Origin of the sequence: Microcoleus vaginatus FACHB-2002, from assembly GCF_040004035.1 — a bacterium.
GTDB classification, from domain to species: domain Bacteria; phylum Cyanobacteriota; class Cyanobacteriia; order Cyanobacteriales; family Microcoleaceae; genus Microcoleus; species Microcoleus vaginatus_C.
In genome coordinates, this window is record NZ_JAMPLN010000045.1 from 18,791 (window position 1) to 43,843 (window position 25,053).

At 44.5% G+C, this 25,053-nt stretch carries 25 protein-coding genes and 2 pseudogenes; 16 read left to right on the forward strand and 11 right to left on the reverse strand.

Annotation, left to right across the window (positions count from 1 at the left end):
* Nucleotides 1–68 precede the first annotated feature (68 nt).
* A pseudogene (locus NDI35_RS25800) lies at nucleotides 69–1,733 on the forward strand (IS1634 family transposase).
* Between the two features lie 154 nt (nucleotides 1,734–1,887).
* Here the strand turns inward: NDI35_RS25800 and NDI35_RS25805 are convergent.
* A complete protein-coding gene (locus NDI35_RS25805; protein ID WP_445315217.1) occupies nucleotides 1,888–2,286 on the reverse strand; it encodes a hypothetical protein in 399 nt (132 codons plus the stop codon).
* Between the two features lie 398 nt (nucleotides 2,287–2,684).
* Here NDI35_RS25805 and NDI35_RS25810 point away from each other — a divergent pair, with 398 nt between their 5' ends.
* The 6 genes and pseudogenes from NDI35_RS25810 to NDI35_RS25835 all read left to right on the forward strand — a co-directional run bounded on the left by NDI35_RS25810 (nucleotide 2,685) and on the right by NDI35_RS25835 (nucleotide 7,984).
* The gene (locus tag NDI35_RS25810) at nucleotides 2,685–3,299 is read left to right on the forward strand and encodes a hypothetical protein (protein ID WP_445315218.1); all 615 of its coding nucleotides are present in this window, start codon (nucleotides 2,685–2,687) and stop codon (nucleotides 3,297–3,299) included.
* Nucleotides 3,300–3,749: 450 nt separating this feature from the next.
* The gene (locus tag NDI35_RS25815) at nucleotides 3,750–4,151 is read left to right on the forward strand and encodes a hypothetical protein (RefSeq protein WP_445315219.1); all 402 of its coding nucleotides are present in this window, start codon (nucleotides 3,750–3,752) and stop codon (nucleotides 4,149–4,151) included.
* Between the two features lie 298 nt (nucleotides 4,152–4,449).
* Nucleotides 4,450–4,740, forward strand: a complete 291-nt coding sequence (locus tag NDI35_RS25820; protein ID WP_445315220.1) for a hypothetical protein — start codon at nucleotides 4,450–4,452, stop codon at nucleotides 4,738–4,740.
* 70 nt (nucleotides 4,741–4,810) lie between these two features.
* A pseudogene (locus NDI35_RS25825) lies at nucleotides 4,811–6,179 on the forward strand (IS4 family transposase).
* A gap of 372 nt (nucleotides 6,180–6,551) precedes the next feature.
* Nucleotides 6,552–7,244: a YqiA/YcfP family alpha/beta fold hydrolase gene (locus tag NDI35_RS25830; protein WP_445315221.1), complete on the forward strand. Its 693-nt coding sequence runs from the start codon at nucleotides 6,552–6,554 to the stop codon at nucleotides 7,242–7,244.
* Between the two features lie 32 nt (nucleotides 7,245–7,276).
* Nucleotides 7,277–7,984 carry an ROK family protein gene (locus NDI35_RS25835; protein WP_333181998.1) on the forward strand — a complete coding sequence of 236 codons (708 nt, stop codon included), beginning with the start codon at nucleotides 7,277–7,279 and terminating at the stop codon, nucleotides 7,982–7,984.
* Between the two features lie 175 nt (nucleotides 7,985–8,159).
* On the opposite strand, the gene NDI35_RS25840 is transcribed toward NDI35_RS25835, so the two are convergent.
* A complete protein-coding gene (locus tag NDI35_RS25840; protein WP_445315222.1) occupies nucleotides 8,160–8,444 on the reverse strand; it encodes a WGxxGxxG family protein in 285 nt (94 codons plus the stop codon).
* Between the two features lie 183 nt (nucleotides 8,445–8,627).
* Between NDI35_RS25840 and NDI35_RS25845 the strand changes: the two genes are divergently transcribed.
* Together NDI35_RS25845 and NDI35_RS25850 are read left to right on the forward strand one after the other, a co-directional pair.
* Nucleotides 8,628–9,815, forward strand: a complete 1,188-nt coding sequence (locus NDI35_RS25845; RefSeq protein ID WP_445315223.1) for a histidinol-phosphate transaminase — start codon at nucleotides 8,628–8,630, stop codon at nucleotides 9,813–9,815.
* A 53-nt stretch (nucleotides 9,816–9,868) separates the two neighbouring features.
* Complete coding sequence (locus tag NDI35_RS25850) at nucleotides 9,869–10,264, forward strand: VOC family protein (RefSeq protein ID WP_445315224.1); 396 nt, start codon at nucleotides 9,869–9,871, stop codon at nucleotides 10,262–10,264.
* Between the two features lie 34 nt (nucleotides 10,265–10,298).
* Here NDI35_RS25850 and NDI35_RS25855 read toward each other — a convergent pair whose 3' ends face one another.
* Nucleotides 10,299–10,877: a hypothetical protein gene (locus tag NDI35_RS25855; RefSeq protein WP_445315225.1), complete on the reverse strand. Its 579-nt coding sequence runs from the start codon at nucleotides 10,875–10,877 to the stop codon at nucleotides 10,299–10,301.
* A 58-nt stretch (nucleotides 10,878–10,935) separates the two neighbouring features.
* On the opposite strand from NDI35_RS25855, the gene NDI35_RS25860 reads away from it, so the two are divergent.
* Entirely contained in the window at nucleotides 10,936–11,361 is a 426-nt protein-coding gene (locus tag NDI35_RS25860; RefSeq protein WP_445315237.1) for a C6orf136 family protein, read from the forward strand.
* Between the two features lie 165 nt (nucleotides 11,362–11,526).
* Nucleotides 11,527–11,943 carry a fasciclin domain-containing protein gene (locus NDI35_RS25865; RefSeq protein WP_333215488.1) on the forward strand — a complete coding sequence of 139 codons (417 nt, stop codon included), beginning with the start codon at nucleotides 11,527–11,529 and terminating at the stop codon, nucleotides 11,941–11,943.
* 193 nt (nucleotides 11,944–12,136) lie between these two features.
* Here NDI35_RS25865 and NDI35_RS25870 read toward each other — a convergent pair whose 3' ends face one another.
* A complete protein-coding gene (locus NDI35_RS25870) occupies nucleotides 12,137–13,603 on the reverse strand; it encodes a glycoside hydrolase family 13 protein (RefSeq protein ID WP_445315226.1) in 1,467 nt (488 codons plus the stop codon).
* Nucleotides 13,604–14,374: 771 nt separating this feature from the next.
* Here NDI35_RS25870 and NDI35_RS25875 point away from each other — a divergent pair.
* Nucleotides 14,375–15,664, forward strand: coding sequence for a glucose-1-phosphate adenylyltransferase (locus NDI35_RS25875; protein WP_445315227.1), 1,290 nt, complete (start codon nucleotides 14,375–14,377; stop codon nucleotides 15,662–15,664).
* 223 nt (nucleotides 15,665–15,887) lie between these two features.
* Here NDI35_RS25875 and NDI35_RS25880 read toward each other — a convergent pair whose 3' ends face one another.
* Nucleotides 15,888–16,091, reverse strand: a complete 204-nt coding sequence (locus NDI35_RS25880) for a hypothetical protein (RefSeq protein WP_445315228.1) — start codon at nucleotides 16,089–16,091, stop codon at nucleotides 15,888–15,890.
* Between the two features lie 575 nt (nucleotides 16,092–16,666).
* On the opposite strand from NDI35_RS25880, the gene NDI35_RS25885 reads away from it, so the two are divergent.
* Complete coding sequence (locus tag NDI35_RS25885) at nucleotides 16,667–16,894, forward strand: hypothetical protein (RefSeq protein WP_445315229.1); 228 nt, start codon at nucleotides 16,667–16,669, stop codon at nucleotides 16,892–16,894.
* Between the two features lie 86 nt (nucleotides 16,895–16,980).
* On the forward strand, nucleotides 16,981–17,994 hold the full coding sequence (locus NDI35_RS25890; protein ID WP_445315230.1) for a DnaJ C-terminal domain-containing protein: 1,014 nt from the start codon (nucleotides 16,981–16,983) through the stop codon (nucleotides 17,992–17,994).
* Nucleotides 17,995–18,162: 168 nt separating this feature from the next.
* Here NDI35_RS25890 and NDI35_RS25895 read toward each other — a convergent pair whose 3' ends face one another.
* From NDI35_RS25895 to NDI35_RS25915, 5 genes are all read right to left on the reverse strand, one after another.
* Nucleotides 18,163–18,438: a DUF1816 domain-containing protein gene (locus NDI35_RS25895; protein ID WP_333170822.1), complete on the reverse strand. Its 276-nt coding sequence runs from the start codon at nucleotides 18,436–18,438 to the stop codon at nucleotides 18,163–18,165.
* Between the two features lie 266 nt (nucleotides 18,439–18,704).
* Nucleotides 18,705–18,995 (reverse strand): DUF1816 domain-containing protein, encoded by a 291-nt coding sequence (locus tag NDI35_RS25900; protein WP_445315231.1) that lies wholly within the window; start codon nucleotides 18,993–18,995, stop codon nucleotides 18,705–18,707.
* A gap of 235 nt (nucleotides 18,996–19,230) precedes the next feature.
* Complete coding sequence (locus NDI35_RS25905) at nucleotides 19,231–19,986, reverse strand: LmeA family phospholipid-binding protein (RefSeq protein ID WP_445315232.1); 756 nt, start codon at nucleotides 19,984–19,986, stop codon at nucleotides 19,231–19,233.
* Between the two features lie 127 nt (nucleotides 19,987–20,113).
* On the reverse strand, nucleotides 20,114–20,707 hold the full coding sequence (locus tag NDI35_RS25910; protein ID WP_333048746.1) for a pentapeptide repeat-containing protein: 594 nt from the start codon (nucleotides 20,705–20,707) through the stop codon (nucleotides 20,114–20,116).
* A gap of 234 nt (nucleotides 20,708–20,941) precedes the next feature.
* Nucleotides 20,942–22,354, reverse strand: coding sequence for an HD domain-containing phosphohydrolase (locus NDI35_RS25915; RefSeq protein ID WP_445315233.1), 1,413 nt, complete (start codon nucleotides 22,352–22,354; stop codon nucleotides 20,942–20,944).
* 275 nt (nucleotides 22,355–22,629) lie between these two features.
* On the opposite strand from NDI35_RS25915, the gene NDI35_RS25920 reads away from it, so the two are divergent.
* Together NDI35_RS25920 and NDI35_RS25925 are read left to right on the forward strand one after the other, a co-directional pair.
* Nucleotides 22,630–23,367 (forward strand): LmeA family phospholipid-binding protein, encoded by a 738-nt coding sequence (locus NDI35_RS25920; protein ID WP_445315234.1) that lies wholly within the window; start codon nucleotides 22,630–22,632, stop codon nucleotides 23,365–23,367.
* Between the two features lie 496 nt (nucleotides 23,368–23,863).
* Complete coding sequence (locus tag NDI35_RS25925) at nucleotides 23,864–24,418, forward strand: DUF6658 family protein (protein ID WP_445315235.1); 555 nt, start codon at nucleotides 23,864–23,866, stop codon at nucleotides 24,416–24,418.
* A 173-nt stretch (nucleotides 24,419–24,591) separates the two neighbouring features.
* Here the strand turns inward: NDI35_RS25925 and NDI35_RS25930 are convergent, their stop codons facing one another.
* Nucleotides 24,592–24,732: a hypothetical protein gene (locus NDI35_RS25930; RefSeq protein ID WP_445315236.1), complete on the reverse strand. Its 141-nt coding sequence runs from the start codon at nucleotides 24,730–24,732 to the stop codon at nucleotides 24,592–24,594.
* Nucleotides 24,733–25,053: the final 321 nt, after the last annotated feature.

Sequence of the window (25,053 nt, forward strand, 5' to 3'; positions counted from 1 at the left end):
TGCTATGCAATCATTTGAGGGTTTTTTAAGGTATAATAATTTGTGCCAGTATAGCAACCTTCAAAACTATGAAAAAGCCCTCTGAAGTTATAAATATCGTAAATTTAGACCATTTGGGAATAGTAGCGGGGATCATAGATGAAATGGAATTGGTAGAAGAAGTTAACAAAAAAGTGGGAATAAAAATTAAAGAAACCCTCAGTCCAGGACAAGTAATGAAAGCAATGATTTTGAACGGATTGGGATTTTTGAGCGCCCCAATCTACCTATTTGACACATTTTTTGTGGGAAAAGCAACAGAACATCTAATTGGAGAAGGAGTGACACCCGAACAATTAAATTATGACAGAATCGGGAGAGCTTTAGACAAATATCATCAAGCTGGAACCACAAAAATATTCACGGCAATTGCCCTGAAAGCAGCGATGAAATTTCAAGTATTAATGAAAAGCGTTCACCTAGATAGCAGTTCAATATCAGTAGAAGGAGCATACAAAAACTGTCAGGGAAAAAGCCAGGAAGTTGAGGCAGAATCTGAAGATACAGAATCTTCCATGAAAACCATAAAAATCGTTCATGGCTATTCAAAAGATTGAAGACCGAACCTCAAACAATTTATCATTTATCCGATCGTAAGTGGAGATGGAGACGTACCATTATATCTCAAAATAGATGACGGAAACGCCGACGATAAAAGTGTCTTTGTGTCAAGATTGAAAGAGTTTAAAAATCAGTGGACATTTGACGGAATCTGTGTAGCAGATAGTGCCTTATACACAGCGAAAAATTTGTCAGCAATGGCAGAAATGAAATGGATAACCAGAGTGCCATTAAGCATCAAATCAGCTCACAATAAAATCTGCAACATTGAAGATAGTGACTGGGAAGACTCTCAAATAAAAGGCTATAAAATAGCAACCAGAACCAGTGACTATGCCAACATCAAGCAAAGATGGGTAGTAATAGAAAGTAAAATCAGAAAACAAGCAGATCTTAAAAAAATAGTCAAGCAACTAGAGAAACAGTTAGAATCAGCCAAAGCCTCACTGCGTAAACTATCCATACAAAACTTTGCTTGTATTGCCGATGCATAAATTGCCCTAAAAAAGTTATCAGACTCATGAAAATATTACCAAATAACAGAAATAAAATCCCAAGAAAAACCAGTTAAAACAACAAAAAAAAGCTCAAAAAATCGAGCAGGACACAAACAAGAGTCTATCAAGTAACGGGTGAAATATAACGCCTAATTTCAGCAATTGAAGCGGAAAAAGTCAAAGCTGGGAGATTTATATTAGCCACAAATATCTTAGATACTAAAGCAGTGAGCCATTCACAGGTATTATCGGAATACAAAGCGCAGCAAAGTAATGAGAGAGGATTTAGATTTATCAAATATCCGTTATTTTTTACTGCCAGCGTATTCGTGAAAAAGCCGGAGCGAGTTGAAGCAATCGGAATGATAATGGGACTGTGTATGAAGCGTGTATAACCTAGCGCAAAGGAAATTGAGACAACAATTAGAAGCTACCAATGAGCAAGTGAAGAATCAGGTAAAAAAATTGACCAATAAGCCAACAATGCGCTGGATATTTCAGATGTTTCAGGCCGTGCATTTAGTGACGATAAATGGCTCGAATCAGGTCAGCAATTTAACCCAAGAGCACCAAGATATTTTGCGGCATTTAGGAGAGTATTGCTGTCAATACTATTTAATATTTTCAAGTGAATAACGATTGAGAGCGAGGTGTAGATATTTGTGAATAATTTTCATTAATTAGTCAAAAAAATTTGCTCTTGACATAAGTTTTCTTGCTTCAAAATATGAGTAATTACGATAAAATAGCAACATGAATATATGAGAAAAAGTCAATTATTTCAACTTACTTAGTTTAGGAAAATTTGACAAGCTTCTGTAATGCTAAAACTGCATAATTTCAGCCCAAAAGCGTTTCGCTTCCAAGTTTTCACAACAGATAAAAAAATCCGACCCACATCTGCGGAATGTGGGTTGAACACACACCCGGTGAATTCTGGGTAGGTGGGCAATAGTTCACCTAGACTGCTCTGGTAAGCTTCTGGCTTGGCCGCGTAGTCCATCAAGGATTGCAAGAAAATTTCCACCGCTAAGTTATGCAAGGTTAACACTGCGGCCATCATCAAAGGTAAACCTAGTGTCGGCGACCTTAATCCCAACTGGTCATAGCCTAGTTGGTTATAGACTAGGGGAGAGAGCAATTTTTGCAATCTGCCTGCGAGCACTTCAGTTGAGGCGACCTGGTACATTCCGATGGCGAATATGATCTGGATTTATAGTACGTCGTTTTCCCCTGTGGCTCCCAGAGTCACACCTTACAGACCAGATTACCTTTTTGGCTCAGATGAAGTTGAGGCGAGCGGCATAAAATGACAAAGAGGCATCGTCTCGGGGTTAATCTTGAGACGGCAAATGGCTCAAACCTTGTAAATAAAAAGGCTGTAAGCATTCTCTAAACATTTGTAGCCCATAGCCCTCGATGCTTCAATCGCTGTTCGCGTTACACACCAAGGCCAGGAGGCAAGCTCAAGTTCCCCTCTTCGGGGAACTTGAGCTTAAGTTGTCACACATGGGGTCTTCTTGGTAACGAGAAGCGATCGATTAGCAATTAGCAGCAATTAATAATTACTTATTCTTTGGTTTGAAAATGTCTGTTAAACAATCACATTACGAGACTTTACTAGCAGAGTACACCGAATCTTCGGCCGCGATCGCCCTGCTGAAAAAATATCGGGTTTACATGGAAATGATTCCGAGTATCCGCCGCGCCCATGAGAGTTTAATCACAATTCCTTTGCCCATTGCGCGCTTGCGAGACGGGGTTTCTTATGCCGGAAGCAGCGGCACTAGCATATCGCCCGGACAGGCAGTTTGTTTGCCCTGCGATTTGGCGATTTTGATGTGCGATCCTGAATGGAAAGTTAAAATTGGAGTGGAAATTTTGATTTTCATTCATCGTCCGGGCGAAGAGTTTTCTGAGTTGCTCGGCCGCTGGCGGCAGTCTCAGGTTTGGCTGGATAAAGGTTACGAATGGGTGATGCCACACCGCTACAGACATATTTACAGCGATGAAGCTGAGGCTGTTCATCCGCTATTTGTTTTGTTTGACGAAACGTCGGAACTGATTCAACGGGGTTTGATGGCGGCTGGTTTACCGTTTGTGGTGGAAACTTTCGAGTCTGGCAGTGAGGAAGTAGAGGAGGAAGAGTTTCTGGGTAGCGGGGAACTCGGAAGTATTGGTGAAGAGAGTGTTGATTTTTAGGGTGGGTGCGATCGCACATAGCCATCCTATTGCTTGAAATAAAGTAGATTTTTTTTTCATCACCTAGTATGCTAAAAATACAATTAAAAACCTAATTAAAATAAAAAGATATATAAAATAATGACATCAAGTGTTGACAATACTCCGGACTATTTTTAAATAGGGATGCGATGCCTTCGCCAAGCAACCCTTACGCAATACAGCAGAGAAGTGAAAAAAGTGAGTGCAATCTGAACCCAAAATAAACAGAAAAAAAGACCCTATTTTCGGTTAAGCTATAAAAACACACAAGCTCAACAGATTGCCTTATGAATATTATGGAATCCATCTTACAACAAATGCCAGGGACTGGTCAACCCCACAAGAAGTTTTTAATCACTTTATTCTCAACTATTTTGCTAGTAAGAAGGCAAGATCACCTTCACGACGAATCTCAGTCGTTATAGTTATTTGAGCGAAAAAACCTACCGTCGTCACTTTCTCAAAAGCTTTAAATTTCCACAATTTAATCTATATTTAATCGAAAAAGCCTTAAATCCCGAACACACAGTCATTGCTGTTATTGATTGTTCTTTTTTAAGAAAAAGTGGCAAAAAAGCTGACGGTAAGGCTTACTTTTATAAGGGTGTAGCGGGTAAATCGGAACAGGGGTTGGAAATTTCTGTGATTTATATTATCGAGATTGAGAATCCTTTATCTTATAGCTTAAGCGTACAACAAACTCCATCACGCCCTCACATAAAGCCCGTGAAAAAACTGCCCCCAAATCCCATGAATTGCTGGTCAAAAAAATCTCGCAAAAAACCGAAGTCTCAAAGCTCAAAGCCTGATATTACAAGAGTTGATGACTAGGGACAACATTTGAAGAATACTCGTTGTTTCTGACCAAGTTCTGTACGTTATTTGGTGGCTAATGGCTATTATTATCGCTCTAAATTCTGGTAGGCTGTGCGGGAGTTAAATTTAGACTTTATTGGCGAGCGAGTTGATGCTAACCTACGCTATATCTATACAGGTGAACAAAAGAAACTGGGTGCTCCTCGAAAATATGATGGTAAGGTTGACTGCCAAGATCTGAGTCGTCTTAATTTTGTTAAATACATAAAACCGGGAGTTTCATTATATACATTAGTAGTAGGCGAGTTGTTGTTTGAATTGCCAAATTAGTTGGGCTTGTCTCTCTGATGTTCAAGCGAATGGTCAAATCAAAAATGCTTTATTATTTAGCACTGATATTCATTTACTCCATGAGCAAATTGTTGAATATTATCAGGCTCGTTTCCCGATTGAAGTTATTGTTAGTCATGCCAAGCAATTTACGGGATTTTGGGATTTTCAAGATCGTCATTTACCACGGCTTGATTTTCATTTTAATGCCAGTCTTATTGCTTTAAATTTAGCAAAACATGAACTCTATAGTTCAATGGCACTGAAAAAGTGAGCAAAAAAAAATCTGTAAGGCAATATCTGCATGGATAATTGCCTTACAAACCCAAATATCTCTCTCTAGTATGCCCAATCGTGCGTCTATTCTCAAGCAACAATTTTTACAGAGTGTCGCCTTACCCTGGAAAGAATTGCTACCAGACTCTAAAGTCCAAGAGCTTCTTGCCCTGGAGAATATCAGATATTACAGCAGCGTCTATACACCGATAGTGACCTTATGGGCGATGGTATCCCAGATACTAGATCCAGACAAAAGTTTGAGTCAAGCGGTCAAGCGGATGAGTACCTGGTTGAGTGTAGCCGGAGCCAAGCCTCCTTCTTCAGACACGGGGGCATACAGTAAAGCTCGTCAACGACTACCTGAAAGATTTGTCCAACAGTTAGTACCCATAGTGGCAGAGGCATTAGAAAAGCAAGTTCCAACAGAAAAAAATGGTGTGGGCGCTCGGTACGGGTTCTAGACGGAACAACTGTGCTCATGAGTGATACTGCTACTAATCAAGCCGAGTATCCGCAACACAGCAATCAAAAAACTGGGTGTGGATTTCCGATTGCAAAAATGGTAGTACTCTTTTCATTGCTCACAGGTGCAGTGGTATCGGCTGGTATTGCTTCCGAAAGCGACGAGCGAGATTGTGATGAGCCGCCTGTTGTATGCGAATTTAGTTCCCTCCGATGTGATATTAGCCGATCGAGCTTATGGCAATTATGTCGATTTAGTTTTGGTAAAACAGCAGGGAGCAGACGCTGTTTTTCGGAAAAATCATCTCCGTAAGACCGACTTTCGACGGGGTAAGAAGTTGGGAATTGGTGACGATCAAGTAGTCTGGAATAAGCCCCCACATTGTCCCAAACACATGAGTACTGAGGATTTTGAGGAATTACCATCTAATTTTATCGTTCGGGAAGTCTGCTTGCGAATTAAACGCCGTGGCTTTCGACAAGAGCGTATTATTGTAGTCACAACGTTACTGGACGCCAAACGCTACACTGTTCACAAATTAACTCTGTTATATGGACTTCGCTGGGGAGCTGCTGAAGTCAGTCTCCGCCATCTTAAAACAACGAAAAAAAATGGAGATGTTAACAGCTAAAACTCCGGCAATGGTCAGAAAAGATATCTGGGCACACTTATTGGCTTACACTTTATTACGTACCATTATGTGGCAGGCCGTATCTTCGTCAGAACATACAGCTTTTCAACTCTCCTTCCAATCAACTCGGCAGCAGTTTAATCAGTTATTGACGCTGTTGGCAGCTACAGGAAAACACCAACAGCGACAATGGCATCAATTTCTGTTGGAGCAGGTCGCAACTAATTTACTCATGATGCGACCCGATCGTTCCGAACCAAGGGTGTTGAAACACAAACCGAAGCCGTATCCTCGAATGCAGGAACCTCGCTCTATCTTAAAAAGTAAACAGGCTAGGTGATTGAGACTTTTTCAGTACCATTGCTCTATAGTTGTCTATTCATCTGCCAAGTCGTTTGTGTTTTCAATCTGTTCTTATAAACGTCTGGAATTCAATAAACACCTACTTTGTACCTTTATTGATAAGTTAGATTTAGACCCGGATTAGATTTTAAATCACCCTAACCTTCCTTCAGTCTTGTCTTAGGGTACTCTGGCTGCTTAAAAACGGTTCGGAGTATTGGCTAAAAGCATAGAATTTAAATCCCTGCAACTCCTTAATCTCTTCCGAATATCAGTATATATTTTCTTTGAGTTAAGGTCTTAAGTTTTTTAATTAATAACTCATATTAAGTTAAAATAATTAGTTGGGAAGTCTCATAAAATTTTCTGGATGAATCTACAGAACGATTCGAGTTACATTTATTTACATGGATTTGCTTCAAGTCCCGATTCAGCGAAGGCTAAATATTTCCGAGATCGCTTTTCTTACCTAGGAATTGACCTAAAAACTCCTGATCTCAATCAAAACGATTTTTCGGGGCTCACTCTCACCCGCCAATTAAATCAAATAGAAACAGACTTTTTGTCAAGCGAATCCTCCCAATCTCCAACAGAAAATGTAAAAAATATAGGGGGAGTCACCATAATTGGGTCTAGTTTTGGGGGACTGACAGCAGCTTGGTTGGCCCAGCGACAATTGTCAGTAAAGCAAATAGTTTTGTTAGCACCGGCTTTTGACTTTATCTCCCACTGGCTGCCACTGTTGGGACAGCAACAGTTAGAAAAGTGGCAGTCTGAGAAATATTTGCCCGTTTACCACTACGGTCAACAGCGTTATCTGCCACTGAATTATCAGTTTTTGGCAGATATGGCTCAATACCCTGAAGAAAAATTAATGCGGTCAGTCCCTACGTTAATCCTTCACGGTCAGCATGATACAATAATACCGGTTCAAGCTAGCAGAAATTTTGCCGCTAACCGTCCCTGGGTGCAATTAATCGAATTAGAAGACGATCATTCTTTGGGAAATGTCCTAGCGGAAATGTGGGAAGCGATTCAAAAGTTTTGCCAATTCAAAAATTAAAATTTGACCAACTTGCAAGTCTTAACACTCAAATGACTGAACAAGATCGATCGACTCGCACCTTAGCCGTTGACATTGGCGGAAGTGGCATCAAAGTTATGGTTTTGGACAATGAAGGCGAACCCCAAACGGAACGTAGCCGTTTAGAAACGCCTCAACCACCGAAACCGGAACCCGTACTAGAGGCGATCGCCTCTTTAGCCAGCGGACAAGGGGAATTTGACCGAGTATCCGTCGGTTTTCCCGGCGTCGTGCGTCTAGGTGTCATCAAAACCGCAGTGAATTTAGATCCGTCTTGGATAGATTTTGACTTACAAACTACTCTCAAAGATCGCTTGGGAAAACCTGTGCGAGTGGCTAACGATGCCGATATTCAAGGATTGGGAGCAATTGCTGGGACGGGGGTAGAATTAGTAATTACTCTTGGCACCGGTTTTGGTTCTGCCTTATTTGTCGATGGTATCTTGGTGCCAAATCTAGAATTAGGACATCACCCGTTTCGCAAAGGGGAAACTTACGAACAGCAATTAGGGCGATCGGCATTAGATACAGTCGGTTCTAAAAGATGGAATCGCCGTCTAGAAAAAGCGCTCACCTCTGTGCAAAATCTCTTTAACTGCGATCGCATTTACATCGGCGGTGGCAATACTAAAAAGATTGCTTTTGAGTTACCGCCACAGGTTAAAATAGTACCAAATGTGAGCGGTTTATTGGGCGGGATTGCTTTGTGGCGTGATTGAGTAAACTTGGTGGCAAAAATGCCCATCAATATCAAAGAAACCGGATTTTTTGCTCGGATTAAAGGTAATAATCCAGTCTTTCAGTAAAAAACCCGGTTTCTGAATCCACCAATGTTGATTTGGTTTTTGGCTTGTGCGGTAGCGGAGCCCTCGAAGAGGATCGCCGTTTAAACAATTATTCGCCCATTGGATCGCGGTAGCGTTTGGGTTCGTCCTTGCGAAACAGATTAGCCAAACCGAGGATGCCCAACAAACCCAAAGCACCCCAATGATTGTTGTCTTCCTTGCTTTCTTGAAGGGGAGTTCTGTCTAAAACAACTCCATTAGAATCAGTATTATTCTGTGCCGGAGCTGACTGCGTTTGAGCTGAGGCAGGCATAGCTGAAGGGAGAACAGCCAAACTCAAAGCTATTAGCGTAGCAGCGGTATTTTTAGATAGAGCGGAAGGCTTGACTTTCATAGTGGGTCTCCAAATATCAGCAGTTACTTTATCAAAAGTATCAATTTGCCACAGCCGACGCATCAATCGATCGACAGAAACTAAATCCCGCCTCTCCTCTTGCTTTCGAGATAGAACAAGCTCTATGCTAAGTTCAGATGCTTGTAAGCAAATTATCTAAAATAAAAAGTAGTAAATTATACCATGCTTCCATTTATCCGAAAAGATTTAGCCGAACTTACCGCATACACTCCCCATCCGGGGGGCGCGTCAGGAGAATCAGCGCACTCGGAAAGTGTACTCGATCGCCTCGACACCAACGAATGCCCCTACGACTTGCCAGAGGAATTAAAAAAAAAGCTAGCTTGGACTTACCAGCAGTTAATTGAGACAAATCGCTATCCCGACGGAGGCCACGCAGCCCTCAAAGAGGATCTCGCCCAATACGTCAATGAATCCCTAAAAGTCCCCCCCCTTAACAAGGGGGGGCTAGGGGGGGTTACACTGCCAAAAACAGCCATTAAAGGCGACAATATTTCTGTGGGAAACGGTTCCGACGAACTAATTAGATCGCTCTTAATAGCTACTTGTTTAGGTAGCCAAGGCTCTATTTTGGTAGCGAATCCCACCTTTTCGATGTATGGAATAATAGCCCAAACCCTCGGCATTCCAGTTGTAAGTGTTCAGCGGAAAGAGGAGAATTTTGAAATCGATATCGAGGCGGCTAAAAAGGCGATTGACCAAAATCAAAATCCCCCCGTGCGCGTCGTCTTTGTCGTTCATCCCAATTCTCCCACAGCCAATGTTTTGACAGCAAATGAAATAGAATGGCTGGAAAGTTTGCCGTCAGAAATATTAGTAGTAATTGACGAAGCTTATTTTGAATTCAGCCAAAACACTTTAGCATACCAATTGCACCATCACCCAAATTGGATAATTTTGCGGACATTTTCCAAAGCATTTCGACTAGCCTCAATGAGAGTCGGATATGCGATCGCCCATCCCGAACTCGCCGCCGCCTTAGAAAAAATCCGTCTCCCCTACAACCTTCCCAGTTTATCCCAAACAGCAGCCGAGTTAGCCTTAGCGCAGCGGCAGTTATTGCTAGCAACCATTCCCGAAACTCTATCAGAAAGAGCCAAATTAAGTGCAGCGCTAACTCAGCATCAAAAATTGCAAGTTTGGCCGAGTGCGGCTAACTTCGTTTACCTGCGGGTGAAAGCTGGCGATGGCGAATCTGCCGAACAGGAACACAAACAAATCATGCAGCAGCTAAAAGATCGAGGTACTTTAATTCGGCACACCGGGGGAGGTTTGCGAATTACGGTGGGCAGTCCCGATGAAAATCAGCGAACAGTCGATCGAATAGGAGAAATTTTTGACAACTCATAATATTCGGTATCCAGTTTCTGCTTAACACAAAAATAACTTTGGAGAAGATATATATGCTTCAAGGAAAGGTTTTACGGGTTGCTCGTCCAACGGATTGCCTCGATCGAGTTGTTCATTTTTACACAGAGGGTTTAGGGCTGCAAATCCTCGATCGTTTTGAGAACCATGAAGGTTTTGACGGAGTAATGGTTGGAATGCCAGGAGAAAGCCACCACTTTGAATTCATCCATCAACGAGGACATATTGTAGGTGGCGCTCCAACTCAAGACAATCTAATCGTCTTTTACCTTCCTAACCAACAAGAATGGCAGCAGGCTGTTGAGCGAATGAAAGCAATGGGATTTGAGCCTGTAAACTCCTACAATCCCTACTGGGACAAAGATGGAGTTACCTTTGAAGACCCAGATGGCTATCGAGTCGTTTTGCAGAATGCCGAGTGGAGCTTGTAGCAGCGCGATCGCAGCATAAGGTATCTACACCAATTTATAACTGATCATTTCCTTGCCGTGCTGTGCGAATGGTTTGGGGAAATACGCCTACTAAAAGTGCCAAAGCTTCATCAGGAATTTGTGCCACCGTTTCCCAATCCAAATATTGTTCAAACTGAGTTAAAACCATTTGTGCGCGTTCCAAAGCTGCCGGCTTTGCCGTTAACTGTTCCATTAACCGCACCCACTGCCGCCGAATTCCAAAAGCTTTCTGTATTTCTTCGGGAGATTGAGGGCAAACCAAACAAAAATCGCCCACCGGAATCGCCTGCTGAGAGTCAACCTCAAAAGCGCCACCAACGGCAGCCCCAGGCCCGGCAAACTCCGCGTGGAAACGTTTAATCAAAATTAGGCCGTTCCGGCGACGGCTATCTACCATCAACAGCTTACCGCTGTTGATTTGTGCGAGAATGTCAGAGGAGTGGGGGTGTTCTGTCAAATCTGTGCCAAGGTTTCGATGTCGCAAGTCCGGGCCGACAGAAAGGCCGGCGCGGACAATATAATTAGAGGTAATATTAGAGCTGGATGAAGTATCAATTTTTTTCTCCTCCCGCTCTCGATCGAGATTATTCATTTAAAGTTATAAATTAATACTGTCACAAGGTGGTAGTTTGAGCGCGATCGAATATCAAATGCAGGTAGAACAAGCAGTAGACACCCTGAAAGCGGATCTCCCGACGCTGTTTGAGAAAGACATCTCCTACGAGATCTACACAAAAGATGTTTATTTTCAAGACCCTGTTAACAAATTTAAAGGAAAAATCAACTATCGCATTATCTTTTGGACTCTGCGATTTCACGGGCAGCTATTCTTTAACGAGATTTACTTCGACCTGCACGACGTAGGTCAGACAGCCCATGATACTATTGTGGCAAATTGGACTGTTCGCGGGACACTGCGGGTTCCCTGGAAAGCTCGGATTTTTTTTAACGGCTACTCTACTTATAAACTGGATAAAGACGGGTTAATTTACGAACATATCGACACCTGGGACAGAGATCCCGGAGAGATTTTAAAGCAGTTTTTCCGCAAGGGGGAGGAGGCGACCCAAGTATAAGCCCAAAAGCTCGATCGCGCCGAGCCATCAAGACCGGCGACCCAAATAACTTACAATAAGTAAAATAATCATCATCCCTCCGATTCATTTTCTGCTATTTGTAAATTGCTAAAATGATCGTCGCCCCAGATTTATTTTCTGCTATTTGCACTCCTGAAAAACATCATGCCAGATATTGTCGAGACTGCCACCAATGCCGGCTCTTTCAAAACCCTCGTGACTGTTATTGAAGCTGCTGGTTTGTTAGATTTATTGCAAAGTCCGGGCCCTTACACCGTCTTAGCACCAACTGACGAGGCATTCGCCAAAATTCCTACGAACACTATTACGTCTTGGCTGGAAGACATACCCAAACTCAAGAAAATTCTGACTTATCACATTCTGTTTGGCGAGGTACTAACTGAGAATTTGCTTGAGTTAAGTTCGGCTGAAACAGTAGAAGGTTCTGTGGTGGGAATTGATACTTCTGACGGCATTAAAGTGAATGATGCTAAAGTTCTCACTTCAGATATTCTTGCCGACAATGGAGTCATTCATATCATTGATTCGGTGCTACTACCAGCAATGGTTGCAGGAGAATAAAAGTTTTATTTTCGCTGATAAATTTTGGGTGCGCTAGGCGCACCTGATGCCTATAATAAATTCTAATAAATTTAGAATATGCGGGGCAAATCACCAATAAATGTAGGCGCGCACCTTACTGCTATAAATGTAGGCGCGCACCTTACTGCTATAAATGTAGGCCTACAGGGAGCAGATTACCCTACATTTTAAACTAATTATCCGAACCTAAAATCAAGCCAGAGCGTGCCGGCAGCATCAATTCTAAAAGGCGAGTCTCCCCGTCACCTTTCCAAACAAACTCGCCTTTACCGAACAGCAATTTCTCGTGAGGAGATTTCAAATTAGCTGGCTCAAAGCTAATATTAGCTGCTTCGGTCGCGACATTGACCGCAACAACTATTTCCTCATCCCCCAAAATTCGGGCAAAAACGTAAACCGTTCCCTCAGCAAACAGAACTTGGTACGATCCAGTGCGGAGGGCCGCGTATTTGTGCCGCAAAGCTATCAACTGCTTGTGATAATCTAAAACATCAAGTTCCCAGTGAGCTTCTAAGGGAAAACCGCGACGAGAATCGGGATCTAGAGCACCGGGTAAACCAACTTCATCGCCGTAGTAAATGCTGGGAGCTCCGGGAAAAGTTAACAGCAGCACAGTTGCGAGTTCGACGCTAGCTTTATCGCCCCCAGCAATTGACAGCAACCGCGCGGTATCGTGACTGGCCAACAAATTAAGTTGAGTTAGCTGTATCGGCCACGGGTACAGTTCCAAAACCTGTTGAATTTTTTCGCCGTACTCTTTAGCAAAAAGCGCCGGATAGGGATGGTAAGAACGACCTTCAATTTGAGCTAAATCTACCCTGTCGCCCGCTGCAAAAGCAATAGTCGGCGCAGCAAAAAGATAATTCATCACCCCGTCAAACTGAGTACCGTCGAGCCATTCTCTCGCATCTTCCCAAACTTCGCCAACAATGTAAGCTTCGGGATTAATGGCTTTAACTCGTTCTCGAAATTCCTGCCAAAATCCCGGGGTTTTAATTTCAAAAGGAACGTCCAGCCGCCAGCCATCAATGCCGAATTTAATCCAATATTCTGCGATTTCCATGATGTATTCTCGCACTTCGGGATTGTCGTGATTAAATTCAGGAAGTGCTCGATTCCCATCCCAACCGGCATAATTAGCAGGAAAATTGCCGTCGTAGGCAGATAGTGGCCAGCCTTCAATTTTAAACCAATCCACCCAAGGAGAATGGGGGCCGTTTTCGAGGATGTCGTGAAAGAAGAAAAAGCCGCGGCTGGCGTGGTTGAATACGCCGTCGAGGACGATTTTGATGTTGCGATCGTGGGCGGCGTCTAGAAGCTCTTTAAAAGCCGGATTGCCACCCAACATCGGATCGACTTGATAGTAGTCGTGGGTGTGGTAGCGGTGATTGCAGGCAGACTGAAATATGGGGGTGAAATAAATTGCGTTAATGCCTAAGTCTTGCAAGTAGTCTAGCTGTTCCATCACGCCCCACAAGTCGCCGCCTTTGTAGCCTTGCAGGGTGGGGATTGCGTGCCATTCTTCCCACATGAAGTTTTGCAGCAGGCGTTTGCGAGGCTGTTTGCTTTTGGCGAAGCGATCGGGGAATATTTGGTAGAATACCGCGTGTTTAACCCAGTCCGGCGTTTGAATTTGCATACACTTTTTCTAGCTTTTACGGCTTAGGCTACAGTAGCAGAGGTTTCTAGGGTATCTAACTTTTGGTAGAGAATAGACATTTTATCAAGTTTTGTAGAGCGACAAATTGTAAAAAATTACACAAATTTGCAGTCAATCTAAGATTGAAAACTGACTCTACCTAGAAATTTATCGTCCCGGCGGGCGGCGCTTCCTGAGTGCTGTGGAGTCGGATCAACTCAGATAACAGGAACGCCAGCAAAAAAAACCGGATCAAACTCAAACTCAAGCAGAACCAGAGCGCGCTTTGAGCCTATACAGAGCGTCAGCGGGCGTGGCGGTGCGATCATCGACCTGCCTTGAAAAACAATAACAGCGCCATGAGCCTTGATCGAGAAATTGCCAAAACGGGGAATTTACGCAAAAAACTTGTAATTAACAGCCAAAACCCCGAACCTTATTCTTTTGTTAAACTGCCCTTATTTATTGAAGGGTGTTTTAACTCACAACTCCCAACTTTTTTAAATATCCATTATTGATTGAGGGGTATTTTAACTCACAACTCACAAGCCCTAACTCCAGCACCGGATACACTCCAACTCTTCTAAATCGGCTTTTTTAACTCTTATTGAGGGTTTGAAGAAGTATTTGGATTAAACCACCCGGTTTGTGGGTAAGCGACTCCACTCAAAACTCAAAACTCAAAACTTCCTTGCTCCCCCCCCTTGTCAAGAAGCCCTCACCGTCCGACACTGTACTTGGAGAGTTAATCGACCCTAGGGAGAAAGTTCCTTGAAAAAAGTTTTAGCCATCATCCTCGGTGGCGGTGTAGGCACCCGCCTTTACCCCCTAACCAAACTGCGAGCCAAACCCGCAGTTCCCCTCGCAGGCAAATATCGCCTCATCGATATTCCTGTCAGCAACTGCATCAACTCCGAAATAGTCAAAATCTACGTCCTCACCCAATTCAACTCGGCATCCCTCAACCGCCACATCGCTCGCACCTACCAGTTTTCCGGCTTCACCGAGGGATTTGCCGAGGTGCTAGCCGCCCAGCAAACTCAGGAAAACCCCAACTGGTTCCAAGGGACAGCCGACGCAGTTCGCCAATATCTCTGGCTGCTAGAAGAGTGGGACGTTGACGAATATTTGATTCTTTCGGGCGATCACCTCTACCGCATGGACTACCAGAAGTTTGTGCACAGACACCGCGAAACCAACGCCGATATCACCCTCTCGGTTTTGCCAATGGACGAGAAGCGGGCCTCGGATTTTGGTTTGATGAAAATCGACGACACCGGCCGCATTGTTTCTTTCAGCGAAAAGCCAAAAGGCGATGCGCTCAAACAAATGCAGGTGGATACTACTAAACTGGGACTGACAGCGCAGCAGGCTCAGGAAAGTCCTTACATTGCTTCGATGGGGATTTACGTCTTCAAAAAAGAAGTTCTGATTAAACTCCTGAAAGAATCTCCCAACCAAACTGATTTTGGTAAAGAGATTATTCCGAATAATGCAAAAGACCACAACGTTCAAGCTTATTTGTTTGACGATTATTGGGAAGATATCGGAACCATTGAGGCTTTTTACGAAGCTAACTTGGCTCTGACAAAACAGCCTCAGCCACCTTTCAGTTTCTACGATGAAAATGCGCCGATTTATACTCGCCCGCGTTTCTTGCCGCCGACTAAGCTTTTAGATACTCACGTGACTGAATCGATTATTGCTGAAGGCTGCATTCTCAAACAGTGCCGGATCGACCATTCTGTCTTGGGAGTTCGATCGCGCATTGAAGCTGGATGTACGATTCAAGACACTCTAGTCATGGGTGCTGACTTCTACGAACCAGACGCCGAACGGCATTCGAGTTTGGACAACGGCGGCGTCGCCCTCGGTATCGGTGCAGATACTACAATTCGCCGCGCGATTGTGGATAAAAATGCCCGCATTGGCCGCAATGTTCAAATAATTAATAAAGACCGAGTGGAAGAAGCCAACCGCGAAAACCAAGGTTTTTACATCCGCAGCGGCATTATCGTAGTTCTGAAAAATGCCACGATTCCTGATGGAACTATCATTTAGTTATTAGTCATTAGTCATTAGTCGTCAGTCATTAGTTTTTTCAGTTAAAATCTGTTACCTCTCAGCAAGTGACTGATGATAAATAAGTAAATTAGTGACAGATCACCAATGACCGATGACTGATGACTGATGACGAAATTCATTTTTTTTGGTTGATTATTAATTCCCACCGCTGATGCGAGGTTGTCGAAATACTTGGCTTTATTCAAAGGCTCGCGCATTATTAATAAGCGACAGTATCTGTTACTGTCTGCCGTGATACAGATATGTCCGCTCGCCTGCGTCGGGCGATTAGCTTCTGATTCTTGTATTTGCGCTGGTAGCAGGACTGACAAATGCGCTGCCCGTTTCTGAGTACAACAGAACTCTCGGAACTCTCTTTCCAATCGTCGCAGCAGCCACAAGGCCAACTTAGCAAATAATTCATAATGTTAGCACCCTGGTAGCGTTAAAAGCTGATCACTCTACTATCCTATCTTAATGTTTTATAAAAGTGTGTGATTTAGCTAACAGACAGGGGAGGAATTATGTTATATTAGTGGGATTTAAATCTCTTCAGAGGTTGAAAAAAAAATTTATAGTAGTGGTCTGGGGTGAATAAAAAATATCTAGAAATTTTGTGTAAGAACGGCGCAGTTTAGGGTATTATATACTCACAATTCAGACAGCAGATGGGATCGAACTTGCTGATGAAAACCGGCTAAGATTTCGATTGGGTGATAAAGCTCATACCGAGAAGTTCGTAGGCGTAAGCCGGGGCGTAGCCATCGCACCGCGCCCCGGAAAAAAAGACCAAAAAAAGCTCGATCGTCCGCGCCACTTAACCCTCCTGGGCTCGCGCCCGCCACAGCAAAAGCTTTCGCCCCCTCACCTCAACCGGGCTGCCACCTCCCGAAAGCCCTAACCCTCATAACTCCCTAAAAGTTTTCGCCGCAGGAGTTTCAGCGTCTCAAAGCTCACAGGTATAGCAACGGCCTATAGGGTAAGGACGTTCCTTAATTGATGAAAGCATTGTTTTTGCTGTCGAATGCCAAAAGCATTTCTACAGGCGGCTGCTCCGGCTCCCGTCAGCACGAGAGAGCCGAATGCTATAAAATCTTAAACAGCAGCGGAGTGCGGAAATTGCGATCGAACGCCAAGCAACAACCGAACTCGATCGAGTCCAAACCTTTGATAACCTATAATTTGAATGAGATGCCGCAGGCACTTCGGCTCCTGGCATTATACTAATGCGCCATCCTGCGGCTAATTTGGGATTTATTCTTTCTAACAACTAACAACTAACAAATAACAACTAATAAAGAGGGGATGGCTTAATGGCTGCAACAGATTTTAAAGACTATTACGCTATTTTGGGACTCAACAAAACTGCCAGTTCTGACGAAATTAAAAAAACTTTCCGCAAACTAGCCCGCAAATATCACCCGGACATGAACCCCGGCAACAAAGAAGCCGAAGCTCGTTTTAAAGAAGTAAACGAAGCTTACGAAGTGCTCTCAGACCCTGAAAAACGCAAAAAATACGACCAATACGGTCAATACTGGAAGCAAGCTGCCACAACTCCAGGCGGATGGCCAGGCGGCGGCAGTACGACTGTAGACTTTGGCGGCGTTGACTTCAGCCAGTACGGCAGTTTTGACGAATTTATCAATGCCTTGCTAGGCCGCGCAGGTAGCCCCGGTGCTAGTGGTGCCCGCAACGCCAAGTGGAATTACAGCAACTACCGCACCAGCAGTGGCGGGCCCACAGGTTTTGGCGGATTTGAAGATTTCGCGGGGTACGAAAACCGCACCGCAGTCAGCTCTCTCGACACCGAGGTCGCCATTTCCCTGACTCTGGGAGAAGCATTTCGGGGAACTTCTAAGCGAGTCGCCACGGGCGAAGTTTCGATTCCAGCAGGAGTGAAAACCGGCAGTAAAATTCGGGTAAAAGGCAAAGGTCAAGTTGACCCGTACACCAAGCAGCAGGGAGATTTGTACCTAAAATTAGAAGTTTTGCCTCATGCTTTCTTCCAGTTTGAAGGAGAGAATTTGGTTTGCGAAGTGCCGATAACTCCCGACGAAGCGGTGTTGGGAGCTTCAATTGAAGTGCCGGTGCCTGAAGGTATGATCACGGTGAAAGTTCCAGCGGGGATTCGTTCAGGTCAGTCTTTGCGGTTGCGGGGCAAAGGATGGCCGAAACCCAAGAAAGACGAGCGGACTGATTTGTTAGTAAAAATTGCGATCGTGCCACCGAAAGAAATTAGCACTGTAGAACGGGAATGCTATGAAAAAATCAAAGCCAATCGCACTTTTAATCCCCGGAGCAATTTAAACCAAGCGCTACTTTGAAAAAACTTGCATTGCTGGTAGCAAACAAAATTAGGAACAGGAGCGAATCATCCCTTGGGTTTAGACGGGTTTACCAATATCCTGGCTCTGAACTCATCGATATTGGTGAACCCGCGCCCGAGTAGATTTAGGTTGATCAACCTATTCATAGTTGAGCATTCCACTTTCTCAAGACTCTTCGCTAGCTTTTAGCTGACTTGGTTGGCGACCTTGCCTGATGTTGATGCTAATGTTTTTAGCTCCTTTCTTTTCCAAGTCTGTGATGTAGGCGTTAGTGTTATTAGAAGCTTCATCCTTGCTGTCGTAGGGGCCAAAGTAATAGGTGTGCTTGGGCGAATCTGTGTCAACTTCCACCCACCACTCGCGACCTCTACTGCTGGCCATCGGTTGAGTCAGTATCGAAACCGCCGCCAAGAACAGACCGAACATATAAACTTCAAACATAATTCACCTCTGCAACAAGTTGAGTAGTTTTTACTCTTCTCAACTTATCCGGGCAAATAACTCGATCGGCTCGTCCTTAGTGCTGATTTGACGCAGGTAATTTTTGAGAGTTGGTGCTGTCTAAAATCAGCATTTCGGTGGAGAAGAGTTTTAAGCTGGGTGGCTGTAAGTCACTGCTAGACATACAAAGTCCGCAAGGCAAGGACTAGAAAAAGAGCCTTTTTATCTTATTGTTGAGATTTGAGTTAACTCAAAACTCAAAATCATTAAATCGCTACACTTTCTGAGACTTCCTCTTCGCAAATGGTCAGATGCGAAGGCTGACACCGTTTAATGCGGATGCTAAGCCTTTTGGCTCCCTCGCTTTCCAAGTCTTCTATGTAGCCTGGAGTATTGCTGGAAGCTTCTTTGTCGGTGTCAAAGGGGCCAAAGTAGTAGGTACAGTGGGGCAAATCGGTGACAATTTCTACCCACCATTTCTCAGACCGGCGGTGGTTCGGCCCGGCCAACACGGACAAGACTGCAACGTAGATACAAAATAAATAAAATCCGAGCATCTTTATTCTTGAGGGTGGTTTAATTTATTATTTAAATGTATCAAAATAATTTGCCCGCTCGAATCAATCTCAGTGCTGATTTTGGGTCGATCGACTTTAGATGCGAGATTTTAGATATTAGATTTTTTCTCCCATCTAACATCTAAAGCAAAACCCGCCGGTGCGGGTGGTTTGCTAACTGAAAAATGCTCTTTTTCCAAACTAGAGGGGTGGGCAAACCTCAGCCTGCTGAGGTTTAGCGCTTGCCTTTGGGGAACTGTTCGATACCAGCCCAACCGTAGAAAACCAGCTCGTCGTTCTGAACTCGGCAGCGGTCTACTCGCAGTTGAGTGCCTTCTAAGGCAAATTTGTCTAAGTCTAGCAAGTTATTTACGTGGGCAATTATAGCTTGGCCCAAGTCTACTGCTTGCCCGTCACCGCCGTAAGTAACGCTGACAAATTGGATTTTGCGTCTGTCTTCTACTTGCAACTGAGCTGTAATATCTATGTTGACCGGTTCGCTGGCATCGCCTACGGTAATTTCGGACTGAAGCCGAATTGATTTGTCGGCTCCGAAGCTGACTTGAGTGTTTTGAAAGTGCAGAGATTGCTCTTGGTACTTCAGCTTCTGGAGTTTTTCAACTACAAAAGGTGTATTGAATGAGGTGGTTAAATCCGATCGACTTAAGACTACTCGCATATTTGCCTGGGTAGGCTGCCGCAATTTCACTTGACCTGAAAAAATCGCCCCAAAATCAATTGAGACTGCTTGCAGGTAGAGTTCCATCACTTCTATGCGAAGGCCGTTGTACATCAACATACCTTTGCCAACGAAGTCGAAACCGTCGATGCTTCCCTGCAAGAGTTTGGCTACTGGTTCGACTCGGATGTTGGCTTCGGCCTTTTCAGAACGCTTGAATAAGGCCGCGATCGCAGCTCCTGCTACTTTACTAACAAGGCGATCGCCACTTTGACCTTGAAAGGATGTACCGCTAAACAAAGCTGCTACCATTTATTCGTTTGCTCATCTACAGTCGCCATTATAACCTCATATTAAGAAATGTAAAAATCGCTTGTGCTTATTCACCTCATAAGCAGATCTTGTTTTGTGTCTGTCTTCAAAACAACATTGTTGAAATTTAAAGGCTCAGGGGGGTGCCTTGGAGACAGGCGCGATCGAGCAACGCTCCATCCCAAAGGGTTTGTTCGATCATGGCGCAAAGCAAATTAGCCCCCGTCAGGTTAGCGCCGCGCAGTACGGCTCCATTCAGGATCGCTTCTTCCAAGTCAGCTCCTGACAAATCAGCGCCGGACAAATTGGCATTGCTCAAATCGGCGGAGTGCAAAATTGCCCGAGCCAAAGCAGCGCCCCGCAAATCGGCCCCCCGCAAATCGACACCGCTCAAATCCAAATTGCCGATGGATGCCCCCGTCAAAAAAGCACCCCCAAAACTTGCGTCGCGGACTAAAGCGTTAGCGAAGGAAGCTCCCCGCAAATCGGCATTCCGAAAATCTGCGCCTCGCAAATCAGCGCCGCTCAAGTCAGCGCCTCGGAGGTTGGCTCGCAATACGGCCCGCTGCAAGTTAGCGCCGGCGAGATTAGCTCCACTCAAGTTGGCTTGAGACAAGTTAGCACCCGCGAGCTCGGCTCCCGCTAAGTCTTTGCCGGCTAAATCAGTGCCGGCCAACATCAAAATTTTGCCTTTTCGTATGGCTTCGAGGTCATTAGTCATTAGTTTTTAGTCATTAGTCATTTGTCATTAGCGCACACACAGGCTGCTGCTAAAACTCCCAGTGGTAGGGTGCGCTTAGCAAGCACAGGCTGATTTTTTGTAGTGTTGGAAAAGATTTTGTGCTGAGTTTTAAATGCCCAATACTTCGGCTAGGCACTTCAGCTACGCTCAGCACAAGCTCTGTACAAGTTCCCAATTACCAATTACCGATCGCCCATAACCAATCCAGTTATTTTATAGGGCCGGAGCTGCTGCGGTCGTTCGATCGCCCAAATCCTCCAACCACACGTTAGGCAGTTGGCTCGGGCGGTTCGGTAACTGCATCAAACCCATTTCTGCCAGTCTGACGACGTTGCTGAGAGTTTCCACCAAAGCCGGATCGAAGCGAGTGCCAGACAGTTCGCGGCACTGTTCCAAAGCTTCGCTCAAACTCAAAGCCGGACGATCGCCACGCGGTTGAGTCAATTCTTGAAAATCAGCGACCAAGCCCAAAATCCGCGAAGCAACGGGTATGGTTTCGGCTCGCAAACCCTCTGGTCGGCCGCTGCCGTCCCAATATTCGAGTTGATGCTTGACAATTTCCGCCACAGGTGCTATTTCCGGCATTGCTTGCAGCAGTTGGGAACCAATGAAACTGCGATCGCGCCAAAATGAGAAAGTTGCTGCGTCGAAAGCATCGGGAGTGCGATCGAACACCTCATTCGGGGCCGAAACTAAGCCGACTCGAAATAGCAATCCAGCCAGCCGCAGCCTCCGCAACTGCAAAGCCGGCAAATCCAGCAGTTGACCCAAAGTTTCCGACAAAGCCGCCACCTGCAAAGACGCTGTAGGATTTGCGGTATCGCGTTCGTCCACGCGCTGCGCCATCCGCAGAAAAGCTTGAAGTTTGTTAGCGTTCAAATTGCGGCTGACGCGCAAAGCTTGACCTTCCAATTCCCACAACTCGCGGGTTTGGCGGTTAATTGCTACCATTTGCTGCTGAGAACTTTGCAGGTAAGTGACTATCCGCGATACCACCCCACTAATGTCCGCCAAGGGGGGGCCAATGGTAGCCAGGATTTCGTGGTACATTTCCAGCAAACTGTCGGCCAGGGGAGCGTTGTAATGTCGCGTCTGTTCTATAAAAATTTCTGCAGCAGCCGACACCAAAGACTGGTCAAACGACCACAAACCGTAGAACTTTCGTTCTGTATCTACTTCGGGCTTGCCCTCGGGCAAGTATTCCTGGGCTGAAAGTTCGCGACAAAGCACCATTGCTTTGTATGTCGGAGCGAGGATGATTAAATTCCATTCTTCGATTACGGGGTCGTTCTCATCGAGATTTATTAAAGATACATTTTCTAATTGCCCGGTTTTGTGGGTAGCGAAACCGCTGTCGGCTACTGCACCGATGACAACGCGCCGAGAGGCCTTAGCAATATCTAGGTAGCGATCGGCTTCCTGTAAATACCATTTACCCTGCTGAAACGTTACCAAAACTAAGGGTTGGAGTTCGCTTTTGTCCCCGCCACTGGTTTGCAAAATGTGGTCTTCTAGGGCGTGACATAGGGCTACTAGGGTGTTTTTGAAGTATACCCCGTAGCTAGAAGGCAGTTTTCCGTCGGGAAGTGTAGCTTGTAGTCTGGCGAGAGTTGATTCTGAATTCATTGCAAAAAGCGGTGCCGGCTCTTACTTATTGTAGCGGGCGATCGAACTTCTAGAAAAGACTTTTGGCAAAAATCCGAGTTTTTGAGTTTTCACCGCTTCGCCACCGAGTCAATGTAGAGTGCGCCGAAGAGTACCTGATTAATTTTAGCAATTTTCTAGAAACCCTCTGTCTTTGGCTGAGTTTTTTTCAGACGAGAAACCTGCCGAGAGGAAGACGGTAAATGACTTAAGTATTAACTACTATTTTTAGAACAATATTATTAGGAATTCTGAGCGTGCTTCAACAAAATAGAAGTTTAGGGGAACAGGCGATCGACAAAGTGGCAGAGATTGCTATTGCAAGCAAATTAGACGAATCCGAAACTTTGTCTGTCACAGTTAACACCGATCCTGGCCAGCTAGCCCAGGGAGAAGTAGAGGCCGTTGCCGTTGAGGGCAAAGGATTGGTAATGCAGCAAGATTTGCGCGTAGAAGAATTGCAAATCCACGTCAAGGATATTGCTGTCAATCCCCTGAGCGCTATGTTCGGGAAAATTGAAATGAACGGGCCTGCCTTCGGTGGCGCGCGCGCAGTTTTAACAGAAAGTGATATCAACCGCGCTTTTAATTCCGAATACATCAGCAGGAAACTCAAAAACTTAAAAGTTACTGTTGACGGACAACAGCAGACAATAGACGTTAAAACTATTGAGTGCAAATTGCTAACCGGAACAATCGCTTTAAATGCTGAGGTATTGGTACGGGAAACTGCCTCCACGGAAAAGATTTATTTCACAGCAAAACCTGAGATCGCAGCGGGCGGTTGGGCAATTTCTCTTCAGCAGGTCGAGTATCCTGAAAACAACGAATTTTCGCCGGAGTTAACTGAAGCTTTGGCCGACAAAGCTGGTGAAGTTTTAAACTTGCGAAATTTTGAAATTGAGGGAATGTCCCTGCGAATTCAGCAGCTAAATGTGGAAGCTGGTGTGCTGACTTTGCAAGCTGAAGCGAAAGTCGAAAAATTCCCAGATTAGCAGTAGGGTTCTGAGGTTAGTAGCTGGTAGGGTGCGTGAGTGGATTGGAGATTTTAGATATTAGGTTTACTCCACAGATGAATCGGGGAGGTTGAACAAGAGTCTAAACTTTTTCTAACTCCACGGCAAGAGTCGTTCGCAAGTATCCGTTTTTGGGCGTGGTCAAAAACAGAAAAGCTTTTGTCATCAATGATTGGAACGCACGCACCCGAAGACTACGCTTTGAAACTACCTCCGCCCTTTTTTTCTCCGTCGGGTACGCGAGTTTCTCAACCGAACTTTCTCTAGAAACCAGGTAAAAAAACCGGGTTTCTATATACCAGCGTGTTAGTCCTACCAAAAAAAATCTCTCGAAGGCAATCGCGCTTTTTAAATCCCTCTAAAGTTATAAAAAAATAGATAGCAATTAGTGGGAAAATATTACCGCCGTTAGAGGCAGGCATGGGGAGTTTATTTTTACTCTTGACAAGTAGTAGTAAAGAATCGGAAAAATTTTGTGAACACTGTAACTGCTTTTTTTAAAAGACTGCGTATCGGTCAATTTTTGACTCAATTTTTGACTGTATTTATGGCAGGTGTGCTGCTGTTTACCAGCACCGCTTGCAATGCCGGCGATGTTCGAGGTGCTCGGCCTGAGAATCCTCCTGTTCAAATGGGAGGGATGAATAACCCCCACAAGGCCGGTGGAGATGGATACACGAATTATCAAATGTCTAGTGACCCTAAAGTCAATCAATCGCCTGCTAAAGCAGAAAAGAATCGGGCTGATTTGTCGATCGTGGGCGATCGTCTGCTGGCTGCGACTACCGGTGAATCTAATTCCTCAAGGCTGCTTTATCCGGGTTCTGCACCGATGGAAACGGACAAGTTTGACCTCGAACTAGGCGGAGATAAAACTCTGTTAGAAGCGCCAGACGGACAGAGCGAACCCGATGCCAATATTTTAGAGAAAGTAGGCGCCGCCGTTAAGGATGCTTCTGCTTTCCTGAAAGATAGCGCTGAAGATGCCAAGGAAAGCTCGGTTACGAAACTCAATCCGCTGCAAAAATAAGCTAGTGGGAGCAAAGATGATGTAGGGGCTGTCTGAAATTAGCCCCTACATAAATAATATAATTTATTGAAACTAGATAAACCCTTTTAGACCTGCTATCTGCTCAACAGGATTTACGCTATTTCTGCATTTTTAATAAAATCTAGCTCAATATATTTTACATTTTATGATAGTTAGGCTGCGAATCCTGGAGAGTAGGTCTGGTAAACTTCAATCAGGTTGAATAAATCTAAAACATCTTGATTAACATGAACTATTTTGCCGTAAAGTAAAATTACGGGGTTGTTGATTTCGTGAGGCACTCCTGCTACCAACTGTCCTCAATTCCACATTTGTTCGGATTTAATTAGCTGAAGAGGCCGCGGAAAGTTCCGTTACCAAACTTAAATTTTTGGGTTCTTGTGCATAGCAAGGAAAAATCCTTAACACTTTTAGGCGTCAAGAAGCCTTGTAATGCTCGATAAAATACCAGATAGCTCCCACATGATTGGAGAGCATTTTATAATAAAATGATAGAGTTTTTGTAATTGCTCAACTAGGGGAAAAAAGGGAGCCATCAATAGAGAGAGCTTCTTGAATGGATTGATAAGCAGTTAAACCCTGTCGCTTCCCAGTATTGACAACTGAACGAACGG

What these genes read in the sequence shown, in the direction of transcription:
- NDI35_RS25805 (WP_445315217.1), bottom strand. Translation starts at nt 2,286, where the DNA reads ATGTACCAGGTCGCCTCAACTGAAGTGCTCGCAGGCAGATTGCAAAAA.
- NDI35_RS25810 (WP_445315218.1), top strand. Translation starts at nt 2,685, where the DNA reads ATGTCTGTTAAACAATCACATTACGAGACTTTACTAGCAGAGTACACC.
- NDI35_RS25830 (WP_445315221.1), top strand. Translation starts at nt 6,552, where the DNA reads ATGAATCTACAGAACGATTCGAGTTACATTTATTTACATGGATTTGCT.
- NDI35_RS25835 (WP_333181998.1), top strand. Translation starts at nt 7,277, where the DNA reads ATGACTGAACAAGATCGATCGACTCGCACCTTAGCCGTTGACATTGGC.
- NDI35_RS25840 (WP_445315222.1), bottom strand. Translation starts at nt 8,444, where the DNA reads ATGAAAGTCAAGCCTTCCGCTCTATCTAAAAATACCGCTGCTACGCTA.
- NDI35_RS25845 (WP_445315223.1), top strand. Translation starts at nt 8,628, where the DNA reads ATGCTTCCATTTATCCGAAAAGATTTAGCCGAACTTACCGCATACACT.
- NDI35_RS25850 (WP_445315224.1), top strand. Translation starts at nt 9,869, where the DNA reads ATGCTTCAAGGAAAGGTTTTACGGGTTGCTCGTCCAACGGATTGCCTC.
- NDI35_RS25855 (WP_445315225.1), bottom strand. Translation starts at nt 10,877, where the DNA reads ATGAATAATCTCGATCGAGAGCGGGAGGAGAAAAAAATTGATACTTCA.
- NDI35_RS25860 (WP_445315237.1), top strand. Translation starts at nt 10,936, where the DNA reads ATGCAGGTAGAACAAGCAGTAGACACCCTGAAAGCGGATCTCCCGACG.
- NDI35_RS25865 (WP_333215488.1), top strand. Translation starts at nt 11,527, where the DNA reads ATGCCAGATATTGTCGAGACTGCCACCAATGCCGGCTCTTTCAAAACC.
- NDI35_RS25870 (WP_445315226.1), bottom strand. Translation starts at nt 13,603, where the DNA reads ATGCAAATTCAAACGCCGGACTGGGTTAAACACGCGGTATTCTACCAA.
- NDI35_RS25880 (WP_445315228.1), bottom strand. Translation starts at nt 16,091, where the DNA reads ATGAATTATTTGCTAAGTTGGCCTTGTGGCTGCTGCGACGATTGGAAA.
- NDI35_RS25885 (WP_445315229.1), top strand. Translation starts at nt 16,667, where the DNA reads ATGAAAGCATTGTTTTTGCTGTCGAATGCCAAAAGCATTTCTACAGGC.
- NDI35_RS25890 (WP_445315230.1), top strand. Translation starts at nt 16,981, where the DNA reads ATGGCTGCAACAGATTTTAAAGACTATTACGCTATTTTGGGACTCAAC.
- NDI35_RS25895 (WP_333170822.1), bottom strand. Translation starts at nt 18,438, where the DNA reads ATGTTTGAAGTTTATATGTTCGGTCTGTTCTTGGCGGCGGTTTCGATA.
- NDI35_RS25900 (WP_445315231.1), bottom strand. Translation starts at nt 18,995, where the DNA reads ATGCTCGGATTTTATTTATTTTGTATCTACGTTGCAGTCTTGTCCGTG.
- NDI35_RS25905 (WP_445315232.1), bottom strand. Translation starts at nt 19,986, where the DNA reads ATGGTAGCAGCTTTGTTTAGCGGTACATCCTTTCAAGGTCAAAGTGGC.
- NDI35_RS25910 (WP_333048746.1), bottom strand. Translation starts at nt 20,707, where the DNA reads ATGACTAATGACCTCGAAGCCATACGAAAAGGCAAAATTTTGATGTTG.
- NDI35_RS25915 (WP_445315233.1), bottom strand. Translation starts at nt 22,354, where the DNA reads ATGAATTCAGAATCAACTCTCGCCAGACTACAAGCTACACTTCCCGAC.